Source organism: Pseudoduganella sp. GCM10020061 (genome assembly GCF_042683405.1).
GTDB lineage: Bacteria > Pseudomonadota > Gammaproteobacteria > Burkholderiales > Burkholderiaceae_D > Telluria.
The window spans coordinates 518082-540614 of sequence record NZ_JBHUJS010000003.1 but is presented as its reverse complement, the minus strand read 5'-3'; the positions used below and the strand labels follow the sequence as shown (position 1 = coordinate 540614).

Annotated in this window: 21 protein-coding genes; 8 read left to right on the top strand and 13 right to left on the bottom strand. The window is 65.1% G+C overall.

Features of this window, described 5'->3' with window-relative positions; genetic code table 11:
* Positions 1 to 36: 36 nt before the first annotated feature.
* The 6 genes from ACFSQR_RS09780 (at position 37) to ACFSQR_RS09755 (ending at position 6830) form a co-directional block, all read left to right on the top strand.
* Positions 37 to 1131 carry a glycosyltransferase family 4 protein gene (locus tag ACFSQR_RS09780; RefSeq protein ID WP_377729569.1) on the top strand — a complete coding sequence of 365 codons (1095 nt, stop codon included), beginning with the start codon at positions 37 to 39 and terminating at the stop codon, positions 1129 to 1131.
* An 82-nt stretch (positions 1132 to 1213) separates the two neighbouring features.
* On the top strand, positions 1214 to 1519 hold the full coding sequence (locus ACFSQR_RS09775) for an H-NS family nucleoid-associated regulatory protein (RefSeq protein ID WP_377729568.1): 306 nt from the start codon (positions 1214 to 1216) through the stop codon (positions 1517 to 1519).
* A 165-nt stretch (positions 1520 to 1684) separates the two neighbouring features.
* The gene (locus ACFSQR_RS09770; RefSeq protein ID WP_377729567.1) at positions 1685 to 3067 is read left to right on the top strand and encodes a phosphomannomutase/phosphoglucomutase; all 1383 of its coding nucleotides are present in this window, start codon (positions 1685 to 1687) and stop codon (positions 3065 to 3067) included.
* Between the two features lie 7 nt (positions 3068 to 3074).
* Positions 3075 to 4040 carry a lipopolysaccharide heptosyltransferase I gene (waaC, locus tag ACFSQR_RS09765; protein ID WP_377729566.1) on the top strand — a complete coding sequence of 322 codons (966 nt, stop codon included), beginning with the start codon at positions 3075 to 3077 and terminating at the stop codon, positions 4038 to 4040.
* Positions 4040 to 5308, top strand: a complete 1269-nt coding sequence (gene waaA, locus ACFSQR_RS09760) for a lipid IV(A) 3-deoxy-D-manno-octulosonic acid transferase (protein WP_377729564.1) — start codon at positions 4040 to 4042, stop codon at positions 5306 to 5308. The genes waaC and waaA overlap by 1 nt, the downstream gene beginning before the upstream one ends.
* A 100-nt stretch (positions 5309 to 5408) precedes the next feature.
* Positions 5409 to 6830, top strand: a complete 1422-nt coding sequence (locus ACFSQR_RS09755) for a M20/M25/M40 family metallo-hydrolase (RefSeq protein WP_377729563.1) — start codon at positions 5409 to 5411, stop codon at positions 6828 to 6830.
* 138 nt (positions 6831 to 6968) lie between these two features.
* Here the strand turns inward: ACFSQR_RS09755 and ACFSQR_RS09750 are convergent, their stop codons facing one another.
* The 10 genes from ACFSQR_RS09750 to miaB all read right to left on the bottom strand — a co-directional run bounded on the left by ACFSQR_RS09750 (position 6969) and on the right by miaB (position 17895).
* A complete protein-coding gene (locus tag ACFSQR_RS09750) occupies positions 6969 to 7865 on the bottom strand; it encodes a M48 family metallopeptidase (protein ID WP_377729562.1) in 897 nt (298 codons plus the stop codon).
* A 47-nt stretch (positions 7866 to 7912) separates the two neighbouring features.
* Complete coding sequence (locus ACFSQR_RS09745) at positions 7913 to 8605, bottom strand: lysophospholipid acyltransferase family protein (protein ID WP_377729957.1); 693 nt, start codon at positions 8603 to 8605, stop codon at positions 7913 to 7915.
* Between the two features lie 66 nt (positions 8606 to 8671).
* On the bottom strand, positions 8672 to 9235 hold the full coding sequence (gmhB, locus tag ACFSQR_RS09740) for a D-glycero-beta-D-manno-heptose 1,7-bisphosphate 7-phosphatase (protein WP_377729560.1): 564 nt from the start codon (positions 9233 to 9235) through the stop codon (positions 8672 to 8674).
* Between the two features lies 1 nt (position 9236).
* Positions 9237 to 11324 carry a glycine--tRNA ligase subunit beta gene (gene glyS, locus ACFSQR_RS09735; RefSeq protein ID WP_377729559.1) on the bottom strand — a complete coding sequence of 696 codons (2088 nt, stop codon included), beginning with the start codon at positions 11322 to 11324 and terminating at the stop codon, positions 9237 to 9239.
* 17 nt (positions 11325 to 11341) lie between these two features.
* Entirely contained in the window at positions 11342 to 12262 is a 921-nt protein-coding gene (gene glyQ / locus ACFSQR_RS09730; RefSeq protein ID WP_377729558.1) for a glycine--tRNA ligase subunit alpha, read from the bottom strand.
* A 144-nt stretch (positions 12263 to 12406) separates the two neighbouring features.
* Positions 12407 to 13942 (bottom strand): apolipoprotein N-acyltransferase, encoded by a 1536-nt coding sequence (lnt, locus tag ACFSQR_RS09725; protein WP_377729557.1) that lies wholly within the window; start codon positions 13940 to 13942, stop codon positions 12407 to 12409.
* Entirely contained in the window at positions 13942 to 14820 is an 879-nt protein-coding gene (locus tag ACFSQR_RS09720) for an HlyC/CorC family transporter (RefSeq protein WP_377729556.1), read from the bottom strand. Before ACFSQR_RS09720 ends, lnt begins: the two co-directional genes overlap by 1 nt.
* Before the next feature lie 219 nt (positions 14821 to 15039).
* Positions 15040 to 15495, bottom strand: coding sequence for an rRNA maturation RNase YbeY (gene ybeY / locus ACFSQR_RS09715; RefSeq protein WP_377729555.1), 456 nt, complete (start codon positions 15493 to 15495; stop codon positions 15040 to 15042).
* Entirely contained in the window at positions 15479 to 16537 is a 1059-nt protein-coding gene (locus ACFSQR_RS09710; RefSeq protein ID WP_377729554.1) for a PhoH family protein, read from the bottom strand. Before ACFSQR_RS09710 ends, ybeY begins: the two co-directional genes overlap by 17 nt.
* Complete coding sequence (gene miaB, locus ACFSQR_RS09705; protein WP_377729553.1) at positions 16534 to 17895, bottom strand: tRNA (N6-isopentenyl adenosine(37)-C2)-methylthiotransferase MiaB; 1362 nt, start codon at positions 17893 to 17895, stop codon at positions 16534 to 16536. The genes ACFSQR_RS09710 and miaB overlap by 4 nt, the downstream gene beginning before the upstream one ends.
* A gap of 438 nt (positions 17896 to 18333) precedes the next feature.
* On the opposite strand from miaB, the gene ACFSQR_RS09700 reads away from it, so the two are divergent.
* Entirely contained in the window at positions 18334 to 18747 is a 414-nt protein-coding gene (locus ACFSQR_RS09700) for a hypothetical protein (RefSeq protein WP_377729552.1), read from the top strand.
* A gap of 79 nt (positions 18748 to 18826) precedes the next feature.
* Here ACFSQR_RS09700 and ACFSQR_RS09695 read toward each other — a convergent pair whose 3' ends face one another.
* Positions 18827 to 19672 carry an HDOD domain-containing protein gene (locus tag ACFSQR_RS09695; RefSeq protein WP_377729551.1) on the bottom strand — a complete coding sequence of 282 codons (846 nt, stop codon included), beginning with the start codon at positions 19670 to 19672 and terminating at the stop codon, positions 18827 to 18829.
* Complete coding sequence (locus ACFSQR_RS09690) at positions 19669 to 20001, bottom strand: hypothetical protein (RefSeq protein WP_377729550.1); 333 nt, start codon at positions 19999 to 20001, stop codon at positions 19669 to 19671. The genes ACFSQR_RS09695 and ACFSQR_RS09690 overlap by 4 nt, the downstream gene beginning before the upstream one ends.
* Before the next feature lie 252 nt (positions 20002 to 20253).
* Between ACFSQR_RS09690 and ACFSQR_RS09685 the strand changes: the two genes are divergently transcribed.
* Positions 20254 to 20817 (top strand): DUF1697 domain-containing protein, encoded by a 564-nt coding sequence (locus tag ACFSQR_RS09685; protein WP_377729549.1) that lies wholly within the window; start codon positions 20254 to 20256, stop codon positions 20815 to 20817.
* 57 nt (positions 20818 to 20874) lie between these two features.
* Here ACFSQR_RS09685 and ACFSQR_RS09680 read toward each other — a convergent pair whose 3' ends face one another.
* The gene (locus ACFSQR_RS09680; RefSeq protein ID WP_377729548.1) at positions 20875 to 22497 is read right to left on the bottom strand and encodes a serine hydrolase; all 1623 of its coding nucleotides are present in this window, start codon (positions 22495 to 22497) and stop codon (positions 20875 to 20877) included.
* Positions 22498 to 22533: the final 36 nt, after the last annotated feature.

The window sequence follows — 22533 nt, the reverse complement described above, 5'->3', positions numbered from 1 at the left end:
TGCCCGGTCAGTTGTGCGAGCCCGCTCCTAATTTAAATGTTTTCTTTTCTAGTCAGTTTCACGGCGTCAGCGCTCTTGACCCTCCTGGTGATCAAGCAGGTGACCTTGCATGGTCCGGCGCTGGACCGTGATTTCCAGGGCGTCCAGAAAGTCCACGCACACGAAGTCGCCCGCATCGGCGGCTTGTCGATTTTCCTTGCCACCGCAATCAGTGCCGCCATTTCCGTCTGGCGCGTGCCGCCCATGGCGCCGCTCGTCCTCGGGCTGATGCTGTGCGCATCGGTGGCATTTGTCGGCGGTATTGTCGAGGATTACACCGGACGGATGAGCGCAATGCGCCGCCTGGTGCTGACGATAGCGGCGGCTTTATGCGCGTATTATTTGATCGACGCCAAACTGGACCGTATTGATCTGCCTTTTGGAACCATTCCGATCGAATGGGTCTGGATAAGCCTGCCATTTACGGTATTGGCGGTGGCCGGTATTGCCAATGCGGTCAATATCATCGACGGCTTTAACGGGCTGGCCGGCATGGTGGTGGTGTGCATGCTGATCTCGCTCGGTTATGTCGCCCTGCAAGTGGGCGATACGTTCGTGCTGGTGACGGCGCTGATGGTGGCCGGCGCAACGGCTGGCTTCCTGATATGGAACTACCCCGTCGGACTGATATTCCTGGGGGACGGCGGCGCCTACTTCATCGGCTTCATGCTGGGCGAACTGGCCTTGCTGCTGGTGATGCGCAATCCGGAAGTGTCCACCTGGTACGCGGCGCTCCTGCTGATCTACCCGGCATTTGAAACGATATTTTCCGCTTATCGCCGGATGTTCATTCGCGGCAAATCCCCGGCGATGCCCGATGGTATTCATTTGCACAGCCTGATATTCCGCCGCATTGTCGTATGGGCGATCGGCGGCAAGGAAGCGCGCGCCCTGATGCGGCGCAATTCGCTGACTTCACCTTATTTGTGGCTGCTGTCGCTGATGGCGGTTATTCCCGCCACCGTCTTCTGGGACCGGACCAGCATCCTTATTTCTTTCTGTTTCTTGTTTGTCGTCAGTTATGTGTGGCTTTATGCGCGTATTGTTCGGTTTAAGTCGCCGCGCTGGCTGATTTTCCGCAAGAAGGGCTAGCATAAAACTGCGAATGTAGTATATTGCGACAATTGGTGACATTTAACTTCTGCCCTTAACCCCTGACAAATAAGGAATCACGATGGATCTCTCGAATATGTCGCTCGGCGATTTGCGCAACCTGCAAGACCAGATCAAACAGGAAATGAAAAAACGCGAGCACCAGGAAGTAGCAAAAGCGCGCGAGCAGATCCTGGCCATCGCCCAAAGCGTCGGCGTTCCGCTCAAGGACCTGGTCGCCAATACCCGCGGCAAAGGCAGCAGCGTGGCAGTGCGCTATCGCCATCCGGACAATGCATCGCAGCAGTGGACCGGCCGTGGCCGCCAGCCGAAGTGGGTCAAGGATTGGGTCGAAAGCGGCAAATCGATGGACAAGCTGCGCGTTTAATACCGGTCTTGCCGGCGCCTGCGCGCGCCGGAATCGTCTCCCCGCACGGGCGGGTCCGCTTGCCGGGCCTGTTTGCGCGGGGAGATGCCGTTTACGGTGTGCGCATTCCAAACAATTGCGCGAGCCGCTACAATCACCCGGTTAATCTTATTCCCACGGCGACCCATGCTTCCACTCTCCAAATCGATATTCAAGGCTTATGACATCCGCGGCGTCATCGGCAGCACGCTCGACGGCGGCATCGCAAGAAAGATCGGCCATGCGTTCGGCCTGGCAGCCTTGGCGAAGGGGGAGAAATCGGTCGTGATCGGCCGGGACGGGCGCCTGTCAGGCCCCGAGCTCGCATCCCGGCTGGCGGAAGGCCTGCAGAGTGCCGGCGTGGATGTGATCGACCTGGGCGTCGTGGCCACCCCGATGGTCTATTACGCGACCCACGTGCTGCCGACCCGCTCCGGCATCATGGTCACGGGCAGCCACAATCCTCCCAACTACAACGGCTTCAAGATGGTGCTCGCCGGCGAGGCGATCTACGGCGATGCGATCACGGGCCTGTACGACACGATCCTGGCGCACGACGGCGAGGGCGCCGTCACGCCGGGCGGCTACAGCACGCATGACATCGCGCCGGCTTACCTCGAGCGCATCATCGGCGACGTCAGGCTCGCGCGGCCGATGAAGATCGCGGTCGACTGCGGCAATGGCGTGGCCGGTGCGTTCGCGCCGCAGCTGTTCCGCGGGATGGGCTGCGAAGTGATCGAACTGTTCTGCGAAGTGGACGGCACCTTCCCCAACCACCACCCCGATCCGGCGCATCCCGAGAACCTGCAGGACCTGATCCGCTGCCTGCGCGAGACCGATGCCGAAATCGGCATCGCCTTCGATGGCGACGGCGACCGCCTGGGCGTGGTCACCAAGGACGGCCAGATCATCTACCCGGACCGCCAGATGATGCTGTTCGCTCAGGACGTGCTGACCCGCCATCCGGGCGCGGAAATCCTGTTCGACGTGAAGTGCACCCGCCACCTGGCGCCATGGATCGCCAAGCACGGCGGCAAGCCGCTGATGTGGAAGACCGGCCACTCGCTGGTCAAGGCCAAGCTGCGCGAAACCGGCGCACCGCTGGGAGGGGAAATGAGCGGCCATATCTTCTTCAAGGACCGCTGGTACGGCTTCGACGACGGCCTGTACTCGGGCGCGCGCCTGATCGAGCTGCTCACCCGCATGCAGTTCCCGTCGGTGGTGCTGAACGCGCTGCCGCAGTCGGACAGCACGCCGGAACTGCACCTGCACCTGGGCGAGGGCGAGAACGTCGAGCTGATGGACAAGCTGCGCGCCAACGCCACCTTCCCCGGCTCGGACCAGACCATCACCATCGACGGCCTGCGCGTCGAGTACCCGGACGGCTTCGGCCTGGCGCGCTCCTCGAACACCACGCCGGTGATCGTGATGCGCTTCGAAGCGGAGTCGCCGGAGGCGCTGCGCCGCATCCAGGGCGAATTCCGCCGTGTGATCGTGGCGGCCAAGCCCGACGCAACGCTTCCGTTCTGAGCCGCGCGTGAAGATTCTCCTGGTGCGCGTCTCCTCCCTCGGCGACGTGCTGCATAACATGCCGATGGTGGCCGATATCCACCGCCACTTCCCCGACGCCCAGATCGACTGGGTGGTCGAGGAGGGCTACGTCAGCCTGGTGCGCCTGAACCCGGGCGTGCGGCGGATCATCCCGTGGGCGTTGCGGCGCTGGCGCAAAAGCCTGCTCAAGGCCGCAACGCGCGCGGAAATGAAGGACTTCTTCCGCAAGCTGCGCGCCGAGCAGTACGACTACGTGTTCGACACGCAGGGCCTGCTCAAGACCGGCATCATCATGGGCGCGGCGCGGGGGCACAACAAGGTCGGCATGGCCAACGGCAGCGAAGGTTCCGGCTACGAGGGCATCTCCCGCATCTTCCACACCAAGAGCATCCCGACGGATCCGCGCACGCATGCGGTGCAGCGCGGCCGGATCGTCGCTGCGCGCGCGCTCGGCTATTCGCCGGACGAGCCGGCCGACTTCGGCCTGCCGGCGCCATCGGCAAGCGATGCGCGCCCGGCATGGATGCCGGCGGAGGACTACGCCGTGTTCTTCCACGGGACCGCGCGCGCCGCGAAGAAATGGCCGAGTGAAAACTGGATCGCCGTGGGCCGCGCGCTGGCGCCGAAGCCGGTGCTGCTGGCGTGGGGTTCCGCTGCCGAGAAGGCCGATGCGGAAGCGCTGGCAGCCGAACTGCCGAATGCGACTGTGCTGCCCAGGCTGTCGATGGACGAGGCCACGCAGCTGGCGCGCCACGCGGGGCTGGTGATCGGCGTCGACACCGGCCTGACGCACATCGCGGCGGCCTTCGTGCGACCGACCATCGAACTGTATTGCGACTCCCCCAAGTGGAAGACCGAAGGGAACTGGTCGCCCAACATCATCAACCTGGGCGACCAGGGTTCTCCGCCCACGGTGGAGGAAGTACTGGACGCGGTCCGCCGCCTGAGCTGATGCGCGCTTTCTATTCTTTCATGTGGGTGCTGGCGCTGCCGCTGGTGCTGCTGCGCCTGTGGCTGCGCGGCCGCAAGGAGCCGGGCTACCGCGGCCACTGGAGCGAACGGCTCGGCTTCTACAGCCGGGCCACGCGCTCGGACCGCAAGACGATCTGGGTGCACGCGGTATCGGTGGGCGAGACGCGCGCCGCCGAGCCGCTGGTCGACGCGCTGCTCGAGGCGTACCCCGGCAGCCGCATCCTGCTGACGCACATGACGCCGACCGGGCGCGCGACCGGCAAGAGCCTGTTCGCGAAACATGGCGATCGCCTGCTGCAATCCTACCTGCCCTACGACATCGGCTTCATCGTGTCGCGTTTCATCCGCCACTACGCGCCGTCGATCTGCATCCTGATGGAGACGGAGGTGTGGCCGAACCTGATTGCGACCTGCAAGTCGATGAGCGTGCCGGTCGCCCTGGTCAATGCGCGCCTGTCGGAGCGGTCCCTGCGCCGTGGACAGCGTTTCGGCAGGCTGATGACCGAAGCGGCGAGTTCCGTCACGGTGGTCGCGGCGCAGACCGAAGACGATGCCGCCCGCATCCGCTCGCTCGGCGCGCCGCACGTCGGCGTGACCGGCTCGATCAAGTTCGACGTCGTGGTGCCGCAAGCGGCGCTGGACCTGGGCGCGTGGATGCGCGAACGCTTCGGCGGGCGCAAGGTATTCCTGTGCGCCAGTACGCGCGATGGCGAGGAACAGCAGATCATCGAGGCGTTCACCAAGGTCGATCCTGCAGCGCGGCCGCTACTGCTGATCGTCCCGCGCCATCCGCAGCGCTTCGACGAAGTAGCGGGGCTGGCCGATGCAGCCGGACTGTCGGTGCAGCGCCGCTCCCGGCTGGGCGCGGACGATACCGTGTCGTCGGACGTGGTGCTGGGCGATTCGATGGGCGAGATGTTCGCCTATTACGCCGCGTGCGACGTGGCGTTCATCGGCGGCAGCCTGCAACCGCTGGGCGGCCAGAACCTGATCGAAGCGTGCGCGCTCGGCAAGCCGGTGCTGATCGGCGAGCACACTTTCAACTTCCTCGAAGTGAGCGAGCAGGCCGTCGCGGCCGGCGGCGCGCAGCGCGTGCGCGATGCGCAGGACCTGGTCCGCGCGGCGCTGGCGCTGCTCGACGACGGCGCTGCGCGCTCTGCGATGGGGGAGCGGGCCGCTGCGTTCGCGAACCAGCATCGCGGCGCCACTGCCCGCACCGTTGACATGCTGGCCCCTTACGTCCGCTAAGCCGGGACTGTCCTCGAATGTAGACTGCCCCGGGCCTTTCATCGACAAGATCGGGCGGCGTCTGCTACGCTAGCGGTTTGCCCACACCCCGGAGAAGCAGATGCTGTTCACTAAGTACGTAATTACAGCTGCCGTTGCCGCTGTATTTGCCGTCCCTGCATTCGCGGCCGAGACGCTGTCCGCCAAGGACCTGCAGACCGCCTCAGCGCTGCGCGATGCCGCCCAGACCGGCAACCTCAGTTACCGCATCCTCGAATCGCTGACCACCGAAATCGGTCCGCGCATGGCCGGTTCGAAGAACGATGCGCGCGCGGTGGCGTGGGCGGAAGCCAAGTTCAGGGAGCTCGGCTTCGACAAGGTATGGAAGGAGCCCGTGACGTTCCCGGTGTGGACGCGCGGCGTGGAAAGCGCCGAAATCGTGGCGCCGTTCCCGCAGCCGCTGCTGGTCACCGCGCTGGGCTTCAGCGTCGGCACGCCGGCGGAAGGCATCACCGGCGACATCGTGCGCTTTGCCACCCTCAAGGACCTGATCGAGGCGCCGGACGACGCGGTGCGCGGCAAGATCGCCTTCATCGACCACAAGATGCAGAAGGCCAGCGACTACGGTTCGGTGCAGGCCGGGCGCAGCCAGGGCGCATCGGAAGCGGCCAGGAAGGGCGCGGTCGCGCTGGTGATCCGCTCGGTCGGCACGGACAGCCACCGCTTCCCGCACACCGGCATGATGCGCTACAAGGAAGGCATTCCGAAGATCCCGGCAGCGGCCATCTCCAACCCTGACGCGGACCTCGTCGTGCGCATGCTCGAGCGCGGCAAGCCTGTCTCGCTCAAGCTGCGCCTGGGCGCGGAGAACGAAGGCACCTACACCTCGTACAACGTGATCGGCGAAATCACCGGCACCGAGAAGAAGGACGAATACGTGCTGATCGGCGGCCACCTCGACTCGTGGGACCTGGGCACCGGCGCCATCGACGACGGCGCGGGCGTGGCGATCACGATGGCCGCGGGCGAATTCATCAAGCGCCAGGGCCTGCGCCCGAAGCGTTCGATCCGGGTGGTGCTGTACGCGAACGAAGAGCAGGGCCTCATCGGCGGCAAGGCGTACCACGACGCGCACGTGAAGGATCTGCACAAGATCCAGGCGGCGGCGGAAGCCGATTCCGGCCAGGGCCCGGTGGTGCGCTTCTCGTCGTACGTGCAGCCTGCGGCGCTGCCGGTAGTGAAGCAGATGTTCGACGTGCTGGCGCCGCTGGGCGTGCAGGCGGGCGACAACGATGCGCATCCGGGACCTGACATGGGCATCCTCAAGAGCGCGGGCACTGCCAGCTTTGGCCTGGGCCTGAACAACGAGGACTACTTCGACCTGCACCACACCCCGGACGACACCTTCGACAAGATCGTCCCGGCGCGCATCAACCAGACTGCTGCGGCGTATGCGGCGTTTGCGTGGATGGCGGCGCAGTCGCCGGTCAGCTTCGGCTCCGGCACCGACGCGCTGAAAGCCCTGAAAACCGTCTCGAAGTAAGCGGGTTTGGGGACCGTCCCCCAGGGAATGTCCCCGGACTTTTGGCGGATTCCGCCATGAATGGTTCGATTCCGCCAATGTTCGCCGGAAGTCCGGGGACGGAACTGCCCGTTCAGCGGCGCAGGGACAGTCCCCTTCCTATGCGAAGACGATCGGAAGTTCGGCGGAACGTTTCTTGAGGGCGGCCTTGGCGCCCTCGTAGTCGGGATAGACGGTGCCCACCGTCGCCCAGAAGCGCGGGCTGTGGTTCATCTCGCGCAGGTGCGCCAGTTCGTGCGCCACCACATAGTCGATGAGCGCCAGCGGATAGTGCATCAGGCGCCAGTTCAGGCGGATGTGCCCCTGCACCGTGCACGAGCCCCAGCGCGTGCCCGCCGACGTCAGCGCGAACGCGTTGTACGACACGCCCATCTTCTGCGCGTAGTGGTCGAGCCGCTCGCGGAACACCTTCTTGGCCTGCGATTCGAACCACAGGCGCACGCGTTCCTGCAGCTGCCACTCCTGCAGCCCCGGCACCACGCCCACGTTCAGCTCCTGCAGCACCGCGTCGAAGTAGCAGTGGCTCCTGGCCGCCGGCTCCAGCCGCAGCGTGATCTCGCCGCCCATGTAGGGCAGCCTGGCGCCGTCCACCCACGCCACCGGCTTCTCTTCGCGGATTGCGCGGCGCTCGCCGCGTTCGAGCAGCTTGGTCACGATCCAGCGCTGCTTGGCGCGGATGGCGTTGTCGATCTCTGAGAGGGTGAGGCGCTTCGGCGCGGTGACGTGCAGGCCGGCGTCATCGATCATGAAACCGATGGTGCGGCGCGCCGAGCGTTTCAGCTCGTATTCGACAGTGTGGGAACCGAGCTGGATCTGGCGCTTGGGCGAGGACAGCGGCTGCAGCGGCTGCAAGGGCAGCAGCGGAACCGGCTCCACTTGGGGCGGAGCCTTGAACAGCGGCTGGTGGGGGAGGGGCCGGGGAGCCGGCTCCAGTGCAGCGAAAAAATCCTGGGCGAAGAGTTCGAGTTGCGAGGCGTTCTTTGGTGCTGATGTCATGTGCTGGCGCGGTGATGATGCTCTTGTCAGCGCGCCAATACCTCCGTTCAGCCAGCGCTGTAAGCGTGAGGCGAAATGACGCGCATTTCTGATTCTATCCAAGTTTCGACCTCTTGCATCATGCTTTCCGGGGTGTGGTTTTTCGGCGATATCGGCTTGCCAATAGAGACCGTCACCAGGCCCGGACGTTTAGTAAAGGAGTTCTTGGGCCAGCATTCACCGGAGTTTAAAGCAATCGGTACCACAACGGTATCGGTCGCGATCGCGAGGCGCGTGCCGCCCGTCTTGTACTTGCCTTTTTGTCCGACCGGGATGCGCGTCCCTTCCGGGAACATCATGACCCACTGGCCGCCGGCCAGCCTTCGCTTGCCGATGCGGACCACCTGCTCGAAGGCGTTCTTGCCGCGGCTGCGGTCGATCGGGATCATGCGCAGCAGCGCCATGCCCCAGCCGAAGAACGGGATGTACAGGATCTCCTTCTTGAAGACGTAGACCAGCGGGCGCGGCATCGCCTGCAGCAGGAACACCGTCTCCCACGCCGACTGGTGCTTGGACAGCAGGATGGCCGGCGAATCGGGCAGGTTCTCCCAGCCCTTGACCTGGTATTCGATCCCGCACAGGACTTTCGCCAGCCAGATGCAGAACACGTTCCAGCGCGCGGTCACCCAATAGCGCTTGTTATAGGGCAGGGGGGCGGCCAGCATGCAGGGCACGACCCAGATCACGGTAGCCGCCAGCATGATGCCGACAAAGAGGGCCGAACGAATGAACGGAATCACGGAACGCAAACGAAGTCTCCAGGTTGATCAGATGGGGATGTGGGCTGCAGCGGCGTTCACCTTGAGCAGCGAATTCACCATGCTGGCGAGGTCGGGGAACACCTGCGTGCCGGGCGGAAGGCCGCCGGTCTCGTACGTCTTCTGCCCCTTGCCGGTCAGGACCAGGTAGGGCGCGCAACCGCTGATGAAGCCGGCCTGCAGGTCGCGCAGCGAATCGCCCACGGTCGGCACGCCTTTCAGGCTGACCTTGAAGCGCTTGGAGATCTCCTCGAACATGCCGGCCTTGGGCTTGCGGCAGTCGCAGTTGTCCACCGCCGCGTGCGGGCAGAAGAAGATCGCATCGACCGAGGCGCCCAGCTGCTGCGCACTGGTGTGCAGCTTCTGGTGGATGGCGTTGAGCGTGGTGATGTCGAACAGTTCGCGCGCGATGCCCGACTGGTTCGACGCCACGACCACGCGGTAGCCGGCCTGGTTCAGGCGCGCGATCGCTTCCAGCGACCCGGGGATCGGAATCCACTCCTTGGGGGACTTGATGAATTCCGGCGAGTCGTAGTTGATGACGCCATCGCGGTCGAGGATGATCAGCTTCATGTTACGCAGCGAGCTTGGAGATGTCGGCGACGCGGTTCATCATGCCGTGCAGTTGCGACAGCAGCGCCAGGCGGTTGCGGCGCAGGGCTTCGTCTTCCGCCATCACCATCACGTCGTTGAAGAACGCGTCGACGTCGTCGCGCATCTGCGCCAGCGTCTTGAGCGTGCCTTCGAAGTCGCCGCGCGCCCAGGCCGCATCGACCTCCGGGCGCACGCGCTCGATGGCGGCGAACAGGTTCTTCTCGGCGGCTTCCGCCAGCAGTTCCGGCTTGACGGAGCCCGGCTCCACCTCGGTTTTCTTGAGGATGTTGGTGATGCGCTTGTTGGCGGCGGCCAGCGACTCGGCCTGCGGCAGCGCGGCGAAGGCCTTGACGGCGTCCAGTCGCTGCACGATGTCGTCCAGTCGGTCCGGATTCTGCGCCAGCACCGCTTCCACCTCGTTCGGCGAGAAGCCGCGCTCGCGCAGCATGCCGCGCAGGCGGTCCTGCATGAACACGGTGATGTCGAGCGTCGGGTCCTTGAACTCGGCACGCTTGGCGAACAACGCCACGGCGTCGCCCAGCAGCCCGGAGATCTGCAGCGGCAGGCGCTTTTCCAGCATCATGCGCAGCACGCCGAGGGCGTGGCGGCGCAGCGCGAACGGATCCTTCTCGCCGGTCGGCTGCAGGCCGATCGACCAGATGCCGGCCAGCGTTTCGAGCTTGTCGGCCAGCGCGACGGCGGTGCCGGTCTGGGTGGACGGTAGCGAGTCGCCGGCGAAGCGCGGCTGGTAGTGTTCGGAGGCTGCCAGCGCCACTTCCTCGTGCTCGCCATCGTGGCGCGCGTAGTAGGTGCCCATGATGCCTTGCAGCTCGGGGAACTCGCCCACCATGTCGGTCAGCAGGTCGGCCTTGGCCAGCAGCGCGCCGCGTTCGGCCAGCGCCACGTCGTAGCCGAGGCGTTTTGCGATCGAGCCGGCCAGCGACATCACGCGCTCGGTGCGCTCGGCCTGGGTGCCCAGCTTGTTGTGATAGACGACGTTCGACAGGTGCAGCAGGCGCGATTCCAGCGACTTCTTCTTGTCCTGCTCGAAGAAGAACTTGGCGTCTGACAGGCGCGGGCGCACCACGCGCTCGTTGCCGCCGATGATGTGCTGCGGATCGTTCGTTTCGATGTTCGAGACGATCAGGAAGCGCGAGCGCAGCTTGCCCTGTTCGTCCGTCAGCGCGAAGTATTTCTGGTTGGTCTGCATGGTGAGGATCAGGCATTCCTGCGGCACCGACAGGAACTCTTCCTCGAAGCGGCATTCGTATACCACCGGCCACTCGACCAGCGCCGATACTTCGTCCAGCAGCGATTCAGGCATCAGCACCTTGTCGGAACCGGCCTTGGCCAGCAGCGCCGCGCGGATCTTCTCTTTGCGCGCTTCGACGTTCGGGATCACCTTCGCTTCGTTTTCCAGCGTGGCCGCATACTGGTCGGCATGACCGATACGGATCGCGCCGCGCTCCACAAGGAAGCGGTGGCCGAGCGTCTCGCGGCCGGCATCGATGCCCAGCTGCGACACCGGCACCACGGTCTCGCCGTGCAGCGCGACCAGCTTGTGCACCGGGCGCACGAACTGCACGGTGCTGCCGTCCGGGCGCTGGTAGCTCATCACCTTCGGGATCGGCAGCTTGCCCAGCGCTTCTTCCAGCACCGGCTGCAGGCCGGCGGCAAGCGCGCTGCCCGTAGCGGTGTAGTTCAGGAAGAAGCTCTCGGCCTTGCCATCCTGCGCGCGTTCGAGATCGGCCACGGTCAGTTCGGCGCGGCCCATCGCAGCGAGCTTCTTGGCCAGCGGCGCGGTCGGGTTGCCGTCTTTGTCCAGCGCCACCGAGACCGGCAGCACTTTTTCGCGCATCGCCTTGTCCGGCGAGGTGGAGCGCACGTTGGTGATGGAAACCGCGAGGCGGCGAGGGGTGGCGTAAGCGGTAGCGACGCTGTCGCTTTCCAGGAAGTCGCGGGCCTTGAGGCCGTTTTCAATGCCGCTGGCGAAAGCCGCGCCCAGTTTGGCGAGCGCCTTCGGCGGCAGCTCTTCGGTCAGGAGTTCGACGAGGAGGGTCTGGTTCATGTCTGTGATCTTTGTATTCAGGCTGCGGCCGTCGGCAGCATCGGGAAGCCGAGCTTTTCGCGCGAGTCGTAGTACGCCTGCGCCACCAGGCGCGAGAGCGTGCGCACGCGGCCGATGTAGGCGGCGCGCTCGGTCACGGAAATCGCGCCGCGCGCGTCCAGCATGTTGAAGCTGTGCGAGGCCTTCATGATCTGCTCATAGGCCGGCAGCGTCAGCTCCAGCTCGATCAGGCGCTTGGCCTCCGACTCGTGGTTCGCAAACGCGGCGAACAGCAGCTCGGTATTGGCGTGCTCGAAGTTGTAGGTGGACTGCTCGACTTCGTTCTGGTGGAAGACGTCGCCGTACTTCAGCGTCTTCTTCTCCGGAGCGCCGGCCGCTCCGTTTTCTTCCCACTCGGTCCACACCAGGTCGTAGACGTTTTCCACACCCTGCAGGTACATCGCCAGGCGCTCGACGCCGTAGGTGATCTCGCCCAGCACCGGCTTGCAATCGAGGCCGCCGACCTGCTGGAAGTAGGTGAACTGCGTGACTTCCATCCCGTTCAGCCAGACTTCCCAGCCCAGGCCCCAGGCGCCGAGGGTCGGGCTTTCCCAGTCGTCCTCGACGAAGCGCACGTCGTTCTGCTTCAGGTCCAGGCCCAGCGCTTCCAGCGAACCGAGGTACAGGTCGAGGATGTTCTCGGGCGCCGGCTTGAGCACCACCTGGTACTGGTAGTAGTGCTGCAGGCGGTTCGGGTTCTCGCCATAGCGGCCGTCCTTGGGGCGGCGCGATGGCTGCACGTAGGCCGCGCGCCATGGCTCCGGGCCGATCGCGCGCAGGAAGGTACCGGTGTGGAAGGTGCCGGCGCCGACTTCCATGTCGTACGGCTGGAGCAGGGCGCAACCCTGCTTGTCCCAGTAGGATTGCAGCGTCAGGATGATTTGTTGGAAAGTGAGCATTGGATCGAAGTGGCTGTGCGCGCAGGGCGCATCGCGGGTGAGTTTGCTAAACAACCAATTTTAGCACCGGGGACTGTCTCTACGTGACTGTCCCCGGTCTTTTTGTGTGCTGATGCCGGTCAAGGGGGCGCACCCCCTATTACGCTAGCGGCGGCGGGCGGCGAAGAAGGCGGCGGCCAGGGCCAGCGCCGACAGCGCGAGGAACAGGTAGTTCCCGAACCGGACATATGGCGTGAAGCCGGTCATGCCTTGCACCGTCCCCGCCAGCGCGCCGCGCGTGTAGAACGGCAGCTGGTGCGTGACCTTGCCGCGCCCGTCCACGATGGCGGTCGCGCCGTTATTGGTCGAGCGCAGCATCGGCCGGCCCGTCTCCAGTGAGCGCATCTGCGAAATCTGCAGGTGCTGCGGGATCGCGACCGACTCGCCGTACCAGGCCAGGTTGGACACGTTCAGCAGCACGGTCGCGGGCGTCGCCGAGCCGCGCAGCTGGTCGGCGATCTCCTCGCCGAACGCATCTTCGTAGCAGACGTTCGGCAGCACCAGCTGGTCCTTGACCGCGAACGGCGCCTGCACTGCCGCCCCGCGCGTGAAGTCGCCCAGCGGGATCGACATGAAGTTAACGAACCAGCGGAAACCGGTCGGCACGAATTCGCCGAACGGCACCAGGTGGTGCTTGTCGTAGCGGTAGGAGTCGCCCTGCGGATTGACGCCGCCGACGCTGTTCGAATACGTCATCGGGCCGTCCGAGAACGGAATCCCGAACATCACCGTGCTGCCGGTGCGCGCCGCGAACGATGCGAACGAGCCGAGGTAGCCCGGCGGCAGCTGCTGCGGGAACATCACGATGGCCGTCTCGGGCGTCGCCACCAGGTCGGCCGGCGCGGAGGTGACCATGTCCTGGTACAGCTTGAGCGTGTCGGCGATGTAGGCGTTGTCGAACTTCTGGTCCTGCGGGACGTTCCCCTGCAGCAGGCGCACCGTCATCGGCTTGCCGTGCGGGGTGGTCCATTCGATGTGGGTGAGGCCGAAGCCGGCCGCCATCGCGGCGGCGAGCAGGCCGATTGCCTGCAGCCGCGCGCGCTGCGTCAGCATGGCCAGGCATCCGGCGCACAGCGCGGCGATGATCGACACGCCGTACACGCCCACCAGCGGCGCGTAGCCGGCGAGGGGGCTGATGTTATGCGCGTAGCCCGCGTTCGCCCACGGGAATCCGGTGAACACCCAGCCGCGCAGCCATTCGCCCACGCCCCAGCCGATCGGCAGCGCGACCAGCAGGAAGGAGCGCACCGGCAGCGCCCAGCGATTGCGCAGCCAGGACGCGGCGCCCGTCGCGAATGCGCCGTAGATGCCCATGTAGGCGCCCAGCAGCACGATCGCCATAGCGGCGATCGGCGCCGGCATCGCGCCGTAGGTGTTCATCGCCACGTACAGCCAGTGCATGCCGGCCACGCACCAGCCGAAGCCGAAGGCCCAGCCGATCCACGCGCTGCGCTTGACCGAAGTGGTCATGCCGACCTGGTAGAACAGCCACGCGAGCGCGACCAGCTGCACGGGCCACCAGCCGAACGGTTCGAAGGAGAGGATGCTGGACAGTCCCGCCAGCACCGCGAAGATCATGGGCCGCACGGTCGTACGCGGCGCGCGCGGCGCATCGGCCGCTGGCTTGCTGCGGAACCGCATCAGTCGTGGTCTTCGTCCGACTGCGGCAGCTTTTCGACCAGCAGCACGTGGATCTGGCGGGCGTCCGCGCGCAGCACTTCAAAGCGCAGGTTCTCGATGGTGAATTCGTCGCCCTTGTGCGGCATGCGGCCAAGGTGGTTGGCGACCAGGCCGCCGATGGTGTCGACGTCGTCGTCCTCCAGGCTGGTGCCCAGCTCTTCGTTGAACTGGTCAAGCTCGGTCAGCGCCTTGACGCGCCAGCGCGGGCCCTGCTGGCCTTCCTTGATCGACAGGATGTTGTCTTCTTCCTCGTCGAAATCGTATTCGTCCTCGATCTCGCCGACGATCTGCTCCAGCACGTCCTCGATGGTGCACAGGCCGGCCACGCCGCTGTACTCGTCCACCACGATCGCCATGTGGTTGTGGTTGGCGCGGAAGTCGCGCAGCAGCACGTTCAGGCGCTTCGATTCGGGGATGAAGATGGCCGGGCGCAGCATGTCGCGCACGTCGAACGACTCTTCCGCGTAGTAGCGCAGCAGGTCTTTCGCCAGCAGGATGCCGACTACCTTGTCGCGGTCGCCCTCGATGGCCGGGAAGCGCGAGTGAGCGGTTTCCAGCACGATGGGCAGCCATTCGTCGATGGGGCGGGTGATGTCGATCACGTCCATTTGCGAGCGCGGCACCATGATGTCGCGGGCGGAAAGGTCGGAAACCTGGAACACGCCTTCGATCATCGACAGCGCGTCGGCATCGATCAGGTTGCGCTGGTGCGCTTCGTGCAGGACATCGAGAAGCTCGGTGCGGTTCTCCGGCTCAGGAGCGATCAGTGCGGTGAGCCGTTCAAACAGGGAGCGGTGGGATTTGCCGTCATTTCTGACGTCAGAGGGATACTCGGGCATATATTGGCGTGAAGCCGTTGTTACGGAGGGTTATAGGATACACCAAAATGCGCGCTGCCTGTTTTTTAGGCAGTGCGCGGGGGATCCCCGGCGGGCGAAGATACTCCCCCCGGGTATCCCGGAATTCAGGATTTGCGTTGGATACTGGGGAGGGGTATATGCCTGAAGGCAGCAGGTGGGCAGATACCCCCTGGCACCTTGCCAGCTGAAGATATCTTCTCAGGCGGCCTGGTACGGGTTGGGGAAACCGAGCTTCTGGACGATCTCGGTTTCGATGCCTTCCATCTCCTCTGCCTCCTCCTCGTCCATGTGGTCGTAGCCCTGCGCGTGCAGCACGCCGTGCACGATCAGGTGCGCGCAGTGCGCTTCCAGCGATTTCTTCTGCTCTTTCGCTTCCTGCTCCAGCACGTCGGTGCACAGGATGATGTCCGCCTGCACCGGGCCGTCGGTATCCTCGGAGTAGGCAAAGGTCAGCACGTTGGTGGCATAGTCCTTATGGCGATAGTCGCGGTTCAGGACCTGGCCTTCTGCGGCGTCGACGAAGCGGATGGTCAGTTCGGCCGGCGCGAACAGGGCGGCCTGCACCCAGCGGCGCACCTTGGGCCGGGTGATCACGTCCTTCAGGCGCGGATCGGGGTACTGGACGGACAGGGACAGGCTATTTTTTTCTTGCATTGCGGGTCGTGGCAGGTTTCGGGATCGGGGCCAGCTCTTCGATCGAGGCGGCGTTTTCATAGGCGTCGACGATGCGGGCCACCAGCGGATGGCGCACCACGTCCTCGGACGAGAATTGGGTAAAGGCGATACCGCGCACGTCCTTCAGCACGCGCATGGCGTCCACCAGGCCGCTGCGCTGGGTCTTGTGCAGGTCGATCTGGGTGACGTCGCCGGTGACCACGGCCTTGCTGCCGAAGCCGATACGGGTCAGGAACATCTTCATCTGCTCGACGGTGGTGTTCTGCGCCTCGTCCAGGATCACGAACGCGTGGTTCAGCGTGCGCCCGCGCATGTAGGCCAGCGGCGCGATCTCGATCACCTGCTTCTCGAACATCTTCTGCGTGCGGTCGAAGCCGAGCAGGTCGTACAGCGCGTCATATAAAGGACGCAGGTACGGGTCGACCTTCTGCGACATGTCGCCCGGCAGGAAGCCGAGCCGTTCGCCCGCTTCCACCGCAGGGCGCGTGAGGATGATGCGCTTGACCGCGTCGCGCTCGAGCGCATCGACCGCGCCCGCCACCGCAAGGTAGGTCTTGCCGGTGCCTGCCGGCCCGACGCCGAAGCTGATGTCGTGTTCCAGCAGCGCCTTCAGGTAGCGGATCTGGTGCGGGGTGCGCCCGCGCAGGTCGTGGCGGCGCGTCTTGAGGATCGGGCTGACGAGTTCTTCGTCCTCTTCCTCTTCTGCCGCCGGCGCCTCGCCTTCGGGCGCTTCGATGTGCGGCTTAAGGCCCGTGCGCTGCTCCACCAGGGCCAGCTGCACTTCCTCGATCGGCACGATCTTGTTGGCGACGGCGTAGAAGCGCTCCAGGATCTCCACCGCGCGCTCGGCGTTGGCGCCGCTGACGATGAACTTCTCGCCGCGGCGGAAGATGGTCACGTCCAGTGCGGCCGAGATCTGGCGCAGGTTTTCGTCGAGGGGGCCGCACAGGTGCGCAAGGCGCGTGTTATCGAGCGGCTCGGGAATGAAGTAGTGCGGCTGGGATGGGGTCTTGGTTTTCAACTGGCTTTGGCTAAGTGGTCCGCGCAGGCGACGAGTTCGCCGCGCAGTGAGTAATCGAGGGATTCGACCAGGCGCAAGTCGACCAGCTGCCCCACCAGGGACTCGCCGGCCTCGCCCGGATGGAACACGACCTGGCGCTTGGTGCTGGTGCGGCCTTTGAGTTCGCCGTCGCCTTTCTTGGACGGGCCCTCGACCAGGATGCGTTCGACCTTGCCCACCATCGCTTCGGTGATGCGCCGGGTCTGCGCGTCGATCAGCGACTGCAGGCGCGCGAGGCGCTGCTGCTTCACTTCGGGCGGCGTGTTGTCGGGCAGGTTGGCGGCCGGCGTGCCGGGACGCTTGCTGAAGATGAAGCTGTAGCTGTTGTCGAAGCCGACGTCCTCGACGAACTTCATCATGGCCTCGAAATCGGCGTCCGTCTCGCCGGGGAAGCCGACGATGAAGTCCGATGCGATCGTGATGTCCGGCCGCACCGCGCGCACGCGGCGGATGATCGACTTGTATTCCAGCGTGGTGTAGCCGCGCTTCATGGCGTTCAGGATGCGGTCGGACCCGTGCTGCGCCGGCAGGTACAGGTGGCTGGCCAGCTGCGGCACCCTGGCGTAGGTGTCGATCAGGCGCTGCGTGAATTCCTTGGGATGGCTGGTCACGAAGTAGATGCGCTCGATGCCGGGAATGGCCGCCACGTATTCGATCAGCAGCGCGAAGTCGGCGGTCTCGCCGCCTTCCATCTCGCCGCGGAACGCGTTGACGTTCTGGCCCAGCAGCGTGATCTCGCGCACGCCCTGCGCGGCCAGGCCCGCGACTTCGGTCAGCACGTCCTCGAAACGGCGCGAGACTTCCTCGCCGCGGGTGTAGGGCACCACGCAGTAGCTGCAGTACTTGCTGCAGCCTTCCATGATGGACACGTAGGCGCTGGCTCCCTCCACGCGCGCCGGCGGCAGGTGGTCGAACTTTTCAATCTCGGGGAAGCTGATGTCGACCTGCGCGCGGCCGCTGCTGCGGCGCTGCTCGATCAGCTGCGGCAGGCGGTGCAGCGTCTGCGGACCGAACACCACGTCCACGAAGGGCGCGCGCCTGACGATCGCTTCGCCTTCCTGCGAGGCCACGCAGCCGCCCACGCCGATCACCAGCTCCGGCTTCGATGCCTTGAGCTTGCGGATGTTGCCAAGGTCCGAGAATACTTTTTCCTGGGCCTTCTCCCGCACCGAACAGGTATTGAGGAGGATCACGTCGGCGTCTTCCGGCTTCTCGGTGCGCACCAGGCCATCGGCGGCACCGAGCACGTCCGCCATCTTGGCGGAGTCGTACTCGTTCATCTGGCAGCCGAAGGTCTTGATGAATACTTTTTTCTGCATGAATAAGAGGGCGAAGGGCAGTACAAGAGGACGAAGTTTACCGTAAATAGCAAAAGCCCCGCTACGCGCGCGACGTGGTCGTTTCAATCATTCTTTGCGGAAATGTAAAAGATGTTAATAGCGCAACAAAATCCCTTTTCCGTGATTATCCAAAAGACATCGAAATCATATTTCGTAAAAGAAGTGAGTTAACATCGATAACAAGCTTTTTAGCAATTGATGCAAATTCGCTCTTGCGTGCGCCACCATTCGTCTTCATGTGGTGAAATGTACGCGTGACAAAATTTCCGACCGATAGCTTGATTTTTAACAATTGCCAGCCTGTTGCGATCGCACATCGTCGTTGCTGTGAAGCCTAATAATTGTTGAAAAGACACGGGAGGGAATTTGGTCGCGCTGTCGGAGAGCGCATTTCAACTAACATAGATGAGGAAAATCATGGCACATCATGCATTGGCATCTCAGGAAAGTTACAACCCCAATCACCTGCTGGACATCCTGTTGGGGAAGATGCAACTGAAGAACGACGCGGCCCTGTCGCGCATGCTCGAGGTTGCGCCACCCGTCATCAGCAAGATTCGCCACCACCGCCTGCCGGTTGGCGCTTCGCTGCTGATCCGCATGCACGAAGTGACCGGCATGAGCATCCGCGACCTGCGTGACCTGATGGGCGATCGCCGGACCAAGTACCGCCTGTCCGACGCACAAGGCCGCCCAAAGCCAGAAGAGAAGGCAGCGCAGCAGGCAGCCCAGGCAGCACAGGGCCAGTCCCAGCAGCCGCAGGGTAGCTCCGATACCTCGGCAAAAGGCGAAGGCGGCAGCGGCGGCGGCTCGGGCAACTACGCACACTGACCTGCGCGCCCGGCGATGTGCGCCAGCACGGCGCCATGCCCGGCGTAGCGATACGTCGGCGCCTGTCGGGCCCTGCAGGTCAGCCCATCAGCAGCAGTTCGCTGATTTCGGCAAACTGCAGTTCCGTTTCGCGGAACACGTGCAGGCAGGTCTCCTCGTTGAGGGCTAGTGCCGCCCAGGCAACAGGGGAGACGGCCGGCGCGATTTCATCCTTGTCACCGCCGATATCGAGCGCGTGCACCATCGCATCGGCGACATGCACGATCGCCGTCAGGAATCCCGCTCCCTTCGACTCCGGCTCGTGATGGAGCGCAATCGGCAGGGTCATCGTTTCCGAAAAATTCCAGTGGCGCGCCAGCGCGGCGCCGGCCGTCATATGGTCGGCGCCGAGCACGGCGCGTTCCGCTTCCAGCAGCGTGCAGTCCGTGCGCTTGCGGTACTCGATCGCCTGCGCGTACTTATCGGGGAAGGAGCTCACCAGCACCAGCCGTCCGATGTCGTGCAGCAGCCCGGCCGTGAACGCGATGTCCTGGTTCAGGCGCATCTGCCGCGCCAGGATGCGCGCGCAGGCCGCCGTGGCGATCGAATGGCGCCAGAACGCCTTGTGGTCGAAGCCTGCGCAGCGGTTCTCGGCAAAGCAGCCGGTCAGCGCGGCTGCCGTGATCAGGTTGCGCGTGGCCTGGAATCCCAGGTAAGTGATGGCCTGCTGGATCGTGGTGACCTTCAGCTGCAGGCCGAAGGCGGACGAATTGGCCAGGCGCAGCGTCTTGGCGGTCAGCGCCTGGTCGTGCGACACCTTCTTCGCCAGCACGGCGATGTCCACATCTTCCTGCTCGATGCTGTTCAAGAGCTCCATCACCACCACTGGCAGCGATGGCAGGTCGTCCATCGCCCCGGCCAGCTGTTCCGGCAAGACCGCGCTCATGGCAGCACCTCGCCCAGGCGGTATGCCTCCACGGCGTGGCGCAGCTGCAGCGATGCGGCGTGTGCGGGATCGGCGGGATCGATGCGGCGGAACACCTGCGCGATGCGGCGCTGGATGGCGTCGCGGTCGAGCGGCTCCCCGGATGCGGCAGGCGGAACGGCGATCGGCAGCGCGTCCACTCCATGCGCCGGCAGGCGCGCAAGGAGGTCGGCTGTGATCACGGTGCCGGCCGGCAGCAGCACCTGGCCTTGTCCGTCGAGCACCTCGTCGGACAGGACCATGCCCGCCTCGACCCTGGCAAGTGGAAGAAACCTGTGGCTGGAAAGCATGCGGACCTCCTGTATTGCAGACGATCTTAGCACGCACCGGATGGCGTGCTCAGGCTGGTCGCTGCAAGCCGGCAACATCCCCCATGCTGTTGTATTCTTGTCATCCGGCGAAGCCGTAATCTAACGACGACAAGTCGAGGTCGCTCACGGCCATCGCTGCCGTCGCCTTCTCGAGGACGGTTTGCGCAGAACGCGACCGTCAACCATCAAGCACGCGCCCGCCTTCGACGAGTAACGGTACGATTCGATCTCATGAACACCCGTTGCTACGTCGCCCTGCTCAGGGGTATCAATGTGGGGCGTGCCAAGCGCATCGCCATGGCCGACTTGCGCAAGGTGATCGGCGACCTCGGTTTTACCGAGGTGCGCAGCCTGCTCAACAGCGGCAACGTGGTGTTCATGGGCCCGAAGGCGACGCACAAGGAAGTGCGCCGCGCGATCGAGGAAGCGCTGGTCATGAAGCTCGGCGTGCCGTCGCGCGTCACCGTTCTCGACAGCGAGGAACTGGCGCAGGTGGTGGCCGACAATCCGCTGGCGGACAGCGCCGACGACCATTCGCGCCTGCTGGTGTTCTTCCTCACGCGCCCGCGCGACCATGCGCTCCTCGAACCCTTGCCGGCGAAGGACTGGGGCGACGAACAGCTCGCGCTGGGCAGGCGCGCGGCCTACATCTGCTGTCCGGCCGGGATCCTGCAATGCCGCGCCGGCGCCGCCGTCGGCACCGAGCTTGGCGACGCCACCACGTCGCGCAACTGGTCCACCGTCCTCAAGCTCCACGCCCTGTGCGAGACCGTCAAGGCCGCCGCCGCCGCGTAAGCCGGGGACCGTTCCTGCGCCGTCAAGCGGGGAGTGCTGCCTGCGACCTTGCCGGTGTCACTTCTGGCGCGCGCCCCGCAGCGCCTGCCCGCCGTTCTGCCGCAGCACCAGGTGGTCCACCGCGCCGCTCGCGTTCCGCCGGAATGCCACTTCGATCCCGTCATCTTCGTAGAACAGTTCGTCCTTCGCCGCTGCCAGCAGCGGAAAGCGCTCCTGTCCCGCCGCCTGCCCGTACAGCTGCCCGCCCTCCAGCGTGACTTCCAGCGCCAGCCCGATGTCGAGCATGTACGTGCCGCGGTACTGTTCCATGGTCGCCGCATCCAGCTGCACCGTCGTGCGCTTCGCGGCCGCCAGCTTCGGCGCGGGCATCTTGCGTCCGTGCTGGTGCAGCACCACGCTGTGCACGGCGCCCGAGGCATCGCGCTGGAAGCTCAGGCGCGCACCGGCGCCGCGCACGAAGAATTCGTCGCGTGCCGTCGCAAACGCCGGGATCCACCCCTGTCCGGTTGCCTGCGTCATCAGCCCGCCGTTGGCAGCGGGGCGAACGCGCAAGACGAAGTCTGGCGCGAGCTGGTAGCGCCCCGTGTAGGCGGCCATGACGTCAGCGGGCAGCGCCACCTGCTTCGGTTCGGGCGCAGCGCCCGGCGCCAGCACTGCCAATGCGACGCTGTCGACCGCGACCGCACTATTCGTCAGCACCACAACGCCGCGCTTGCCGTCTGCGGTAAAGCCGGCGAAGCTCGCGTAACCGCCCGTCATCCCGTTGTGCCAGACCACGGGCGTGCCGCGCACCGCGTTGACGTGCCATCCCAACCCGATGCGCACGTCCTTGCCTGCCGCCGGGCGCACGGGCTGCCGCGCCAGCGCATACGGACTGTCGGCAGCGGCCGTCATCATCGCCTGCACATAACGGACCATGTCGTGCGCGTTCGATCGAATGGCGCCGGCGCCGGCCATGGTGTCCATGTCCCAGTTGGCCACCGGCCTGCCTTCCGCATCATGGCCCGTTGCGAGCCGCGCGCGCATCGACGGCGTCAGCACGACTGCCGTGGACTCCATCCCCAGCGGCGCGGCAATCCGCGTGCGAACCAGTTCGTCGTACGATGTACCGGCATGGCGGGCGAGCGCGAAGCCGAGCAGGCCGAAGCCGAGGTTGGAGTATTCGTACGATTTGCCTGGCTCCCGCGCCAGCTTGTGCGCGGCAAGGAATGCCTGCAGCTCGGCCGCACGGTAGCCGGCATAGGGGTTGTCCATGCGCGCCGGGCGCATATTGTTCGGCAGGCGCGGCAGCCCGGAGCTTTGCGTCGCCAGGTCGAGCAGCGTGATGTGCTTGCCCGCGAAATCGGGCACCCGGTAGCCGGGCAGCAGCTCCGCAACGGGCTGTTCCAGCCTCACCGCGCCCGACCTCGCGGCCTGCGCGAGCAACAGGCCCGTGAACGTCTTCGAGACAGAGCCGATTTCATACACCGTCTGCCCGGTCGGAACAGCGCCCGGCTTGCCGAACGTGTGGATCGCGCTTTCGCCGCTGTCGATGATGCCCACGACGACGCTGGCCAGTTCGCCGGTGTCCACACGTGCCTGCAGCGCCGCGCGCAGGTCGTCGTCGAGCTGGGGGGCGGCGAATACGCAGGACGCGGCCGATATGGCCAGCACGAACACGACGGATTTTCTTTTGATCACTGACAGGCTCCAGGAAGACGAAGTCGCGCAAGCGTA

Excerpts from the sequence above, each read along its gene's own strand:
- ACFSQR_RS09780 (WP_377729569.1), top strand. The coding sequence starts at position 37 with ATGTTTTCTTTTCTAGTCAGTTTCACGGCGTCAGCGCTCTTGACCCTC.
- ACFSQR_RS09775 (WP_377729568.1), top strand. The coding sequence starts at position 1,214 with ATGGATCTCTCGAATATGTCGCTCGGCGATTTGCGCAACCTGCAAGAC.
- ACFSQR_RS09770 (WP_377729567.1), top strand. The coding sequence starts at position 1,685 with ATGCTTCCACTCTCCAAATCGATATTCAAGGCTTATGACATCCGCGGC.
- waaA (WP_377729564.1), top strand. The coding sequence starts at position 4,040 with ATGCGCGCTTTCTATTCTTTCATGTGGGTGCTGGCGCTGCCGCTGGTG.
- ACFSQR_RS09755 (WP_377729563.1), top strand. The coding sequence starts at position 5,409 with ATGCTGTTCACTAAGTACGTAATTACAGCTGCCGTTGCCGCTGTATTT.
- ACFSQR_RS09750 (WP_377729562.1), bottom strand. The coding sequence starts at position 7,865 with ATGACATCAGCACCAAAGAACGCCTCGCAACTCGAACTCTTCGCCCAG.
- ACFSQR_RS09745 (WP_377729957.1), bottom strand. The coding sequence starts at position 8,605 with ATGCTGGCGGCTACCGTGATCTGGGTCGTGCCCTGCATGCTGGCCGCC.
- gmhB (WP_377729560.1), bottom strand. The coding sequence starts at position 9,235 with ATGAAGCTGATCATCCTCGACCGCGATGGCGTCATCAACTACGACTCG.
- glyS (WP_377729559.1), bottom strand. The coding sequence starts at position 11,324 with ATGAACCAGACCCTCCTCGTCGAACTCCTGACCGAAGAGCTGCCGCCG.
- glyQ (WP_377729558.1), bottom strand. The coding sequence starts at position 12,262 with ATGCTCACTTTCCAACAAATCATCCTGACGCTGCAATCCTACTGGGAC.
- lnt (WP_377729557.1), bottom strand. The coding sequence starts at position 13,942 with ATGCGGTTCCGCAGCAAGCCAGCGGCCGATGCGCCGCGCGCGCCGCGT.
- ACFSQR_RS09720 (WP_377729556.1), bottom strand. The coding sequence starts at position 14,820 with ATGCCCGAGTATCCCTCTGACGTCAGAAATGACGGCAAATCCCACCGC.
- ybeY (WP_377729555.1), bottom strand. The coding sequence starts at position 15,495 with ATGCAAGAAAAAAATAGCCTGTCCCTGTCCGTCCAGTACCCCGATCCG.
- miaB (WP_377729553.1), bottom strand. The coding sequence starts at position 17,895 with ATGCAGAAAAAAGTATTCATCAAGACCTTCGGCTGCCAGATGAACGAG.
- ACFSQR_RS09700 (WP_377729552.1), top strand. The coding sequence starts at position 18,334 with ATGGCACATCATGCATTGGCATCTCAGGAAAGTTACAACCCCAATCAC.
- ACFSQR_RS09695 (WP_377729551.1), bottom strand. The coding sequence starts at position 19,672 with ATGAGCGCGGTCTTGCCGGAACAGCTGGCCGGGGCGATGGACGACCTG.
- ACFSQR_RS09690 (WP_377729550.1), bottom strand. The coding sequence starts at position 20,001 with ATGCTTTCCAGCCACAGGTTTCTTCCACTTGCCAGGGTCGAGGCGGGC.
- ACFSQR_RS09685 (WP_377729549.1), top strand. The coding sequence starts at position 20,254 with ATGAACACCCGTTGCTACGTCGCCCTGCTCAGGGGTATCAATGTGGGG.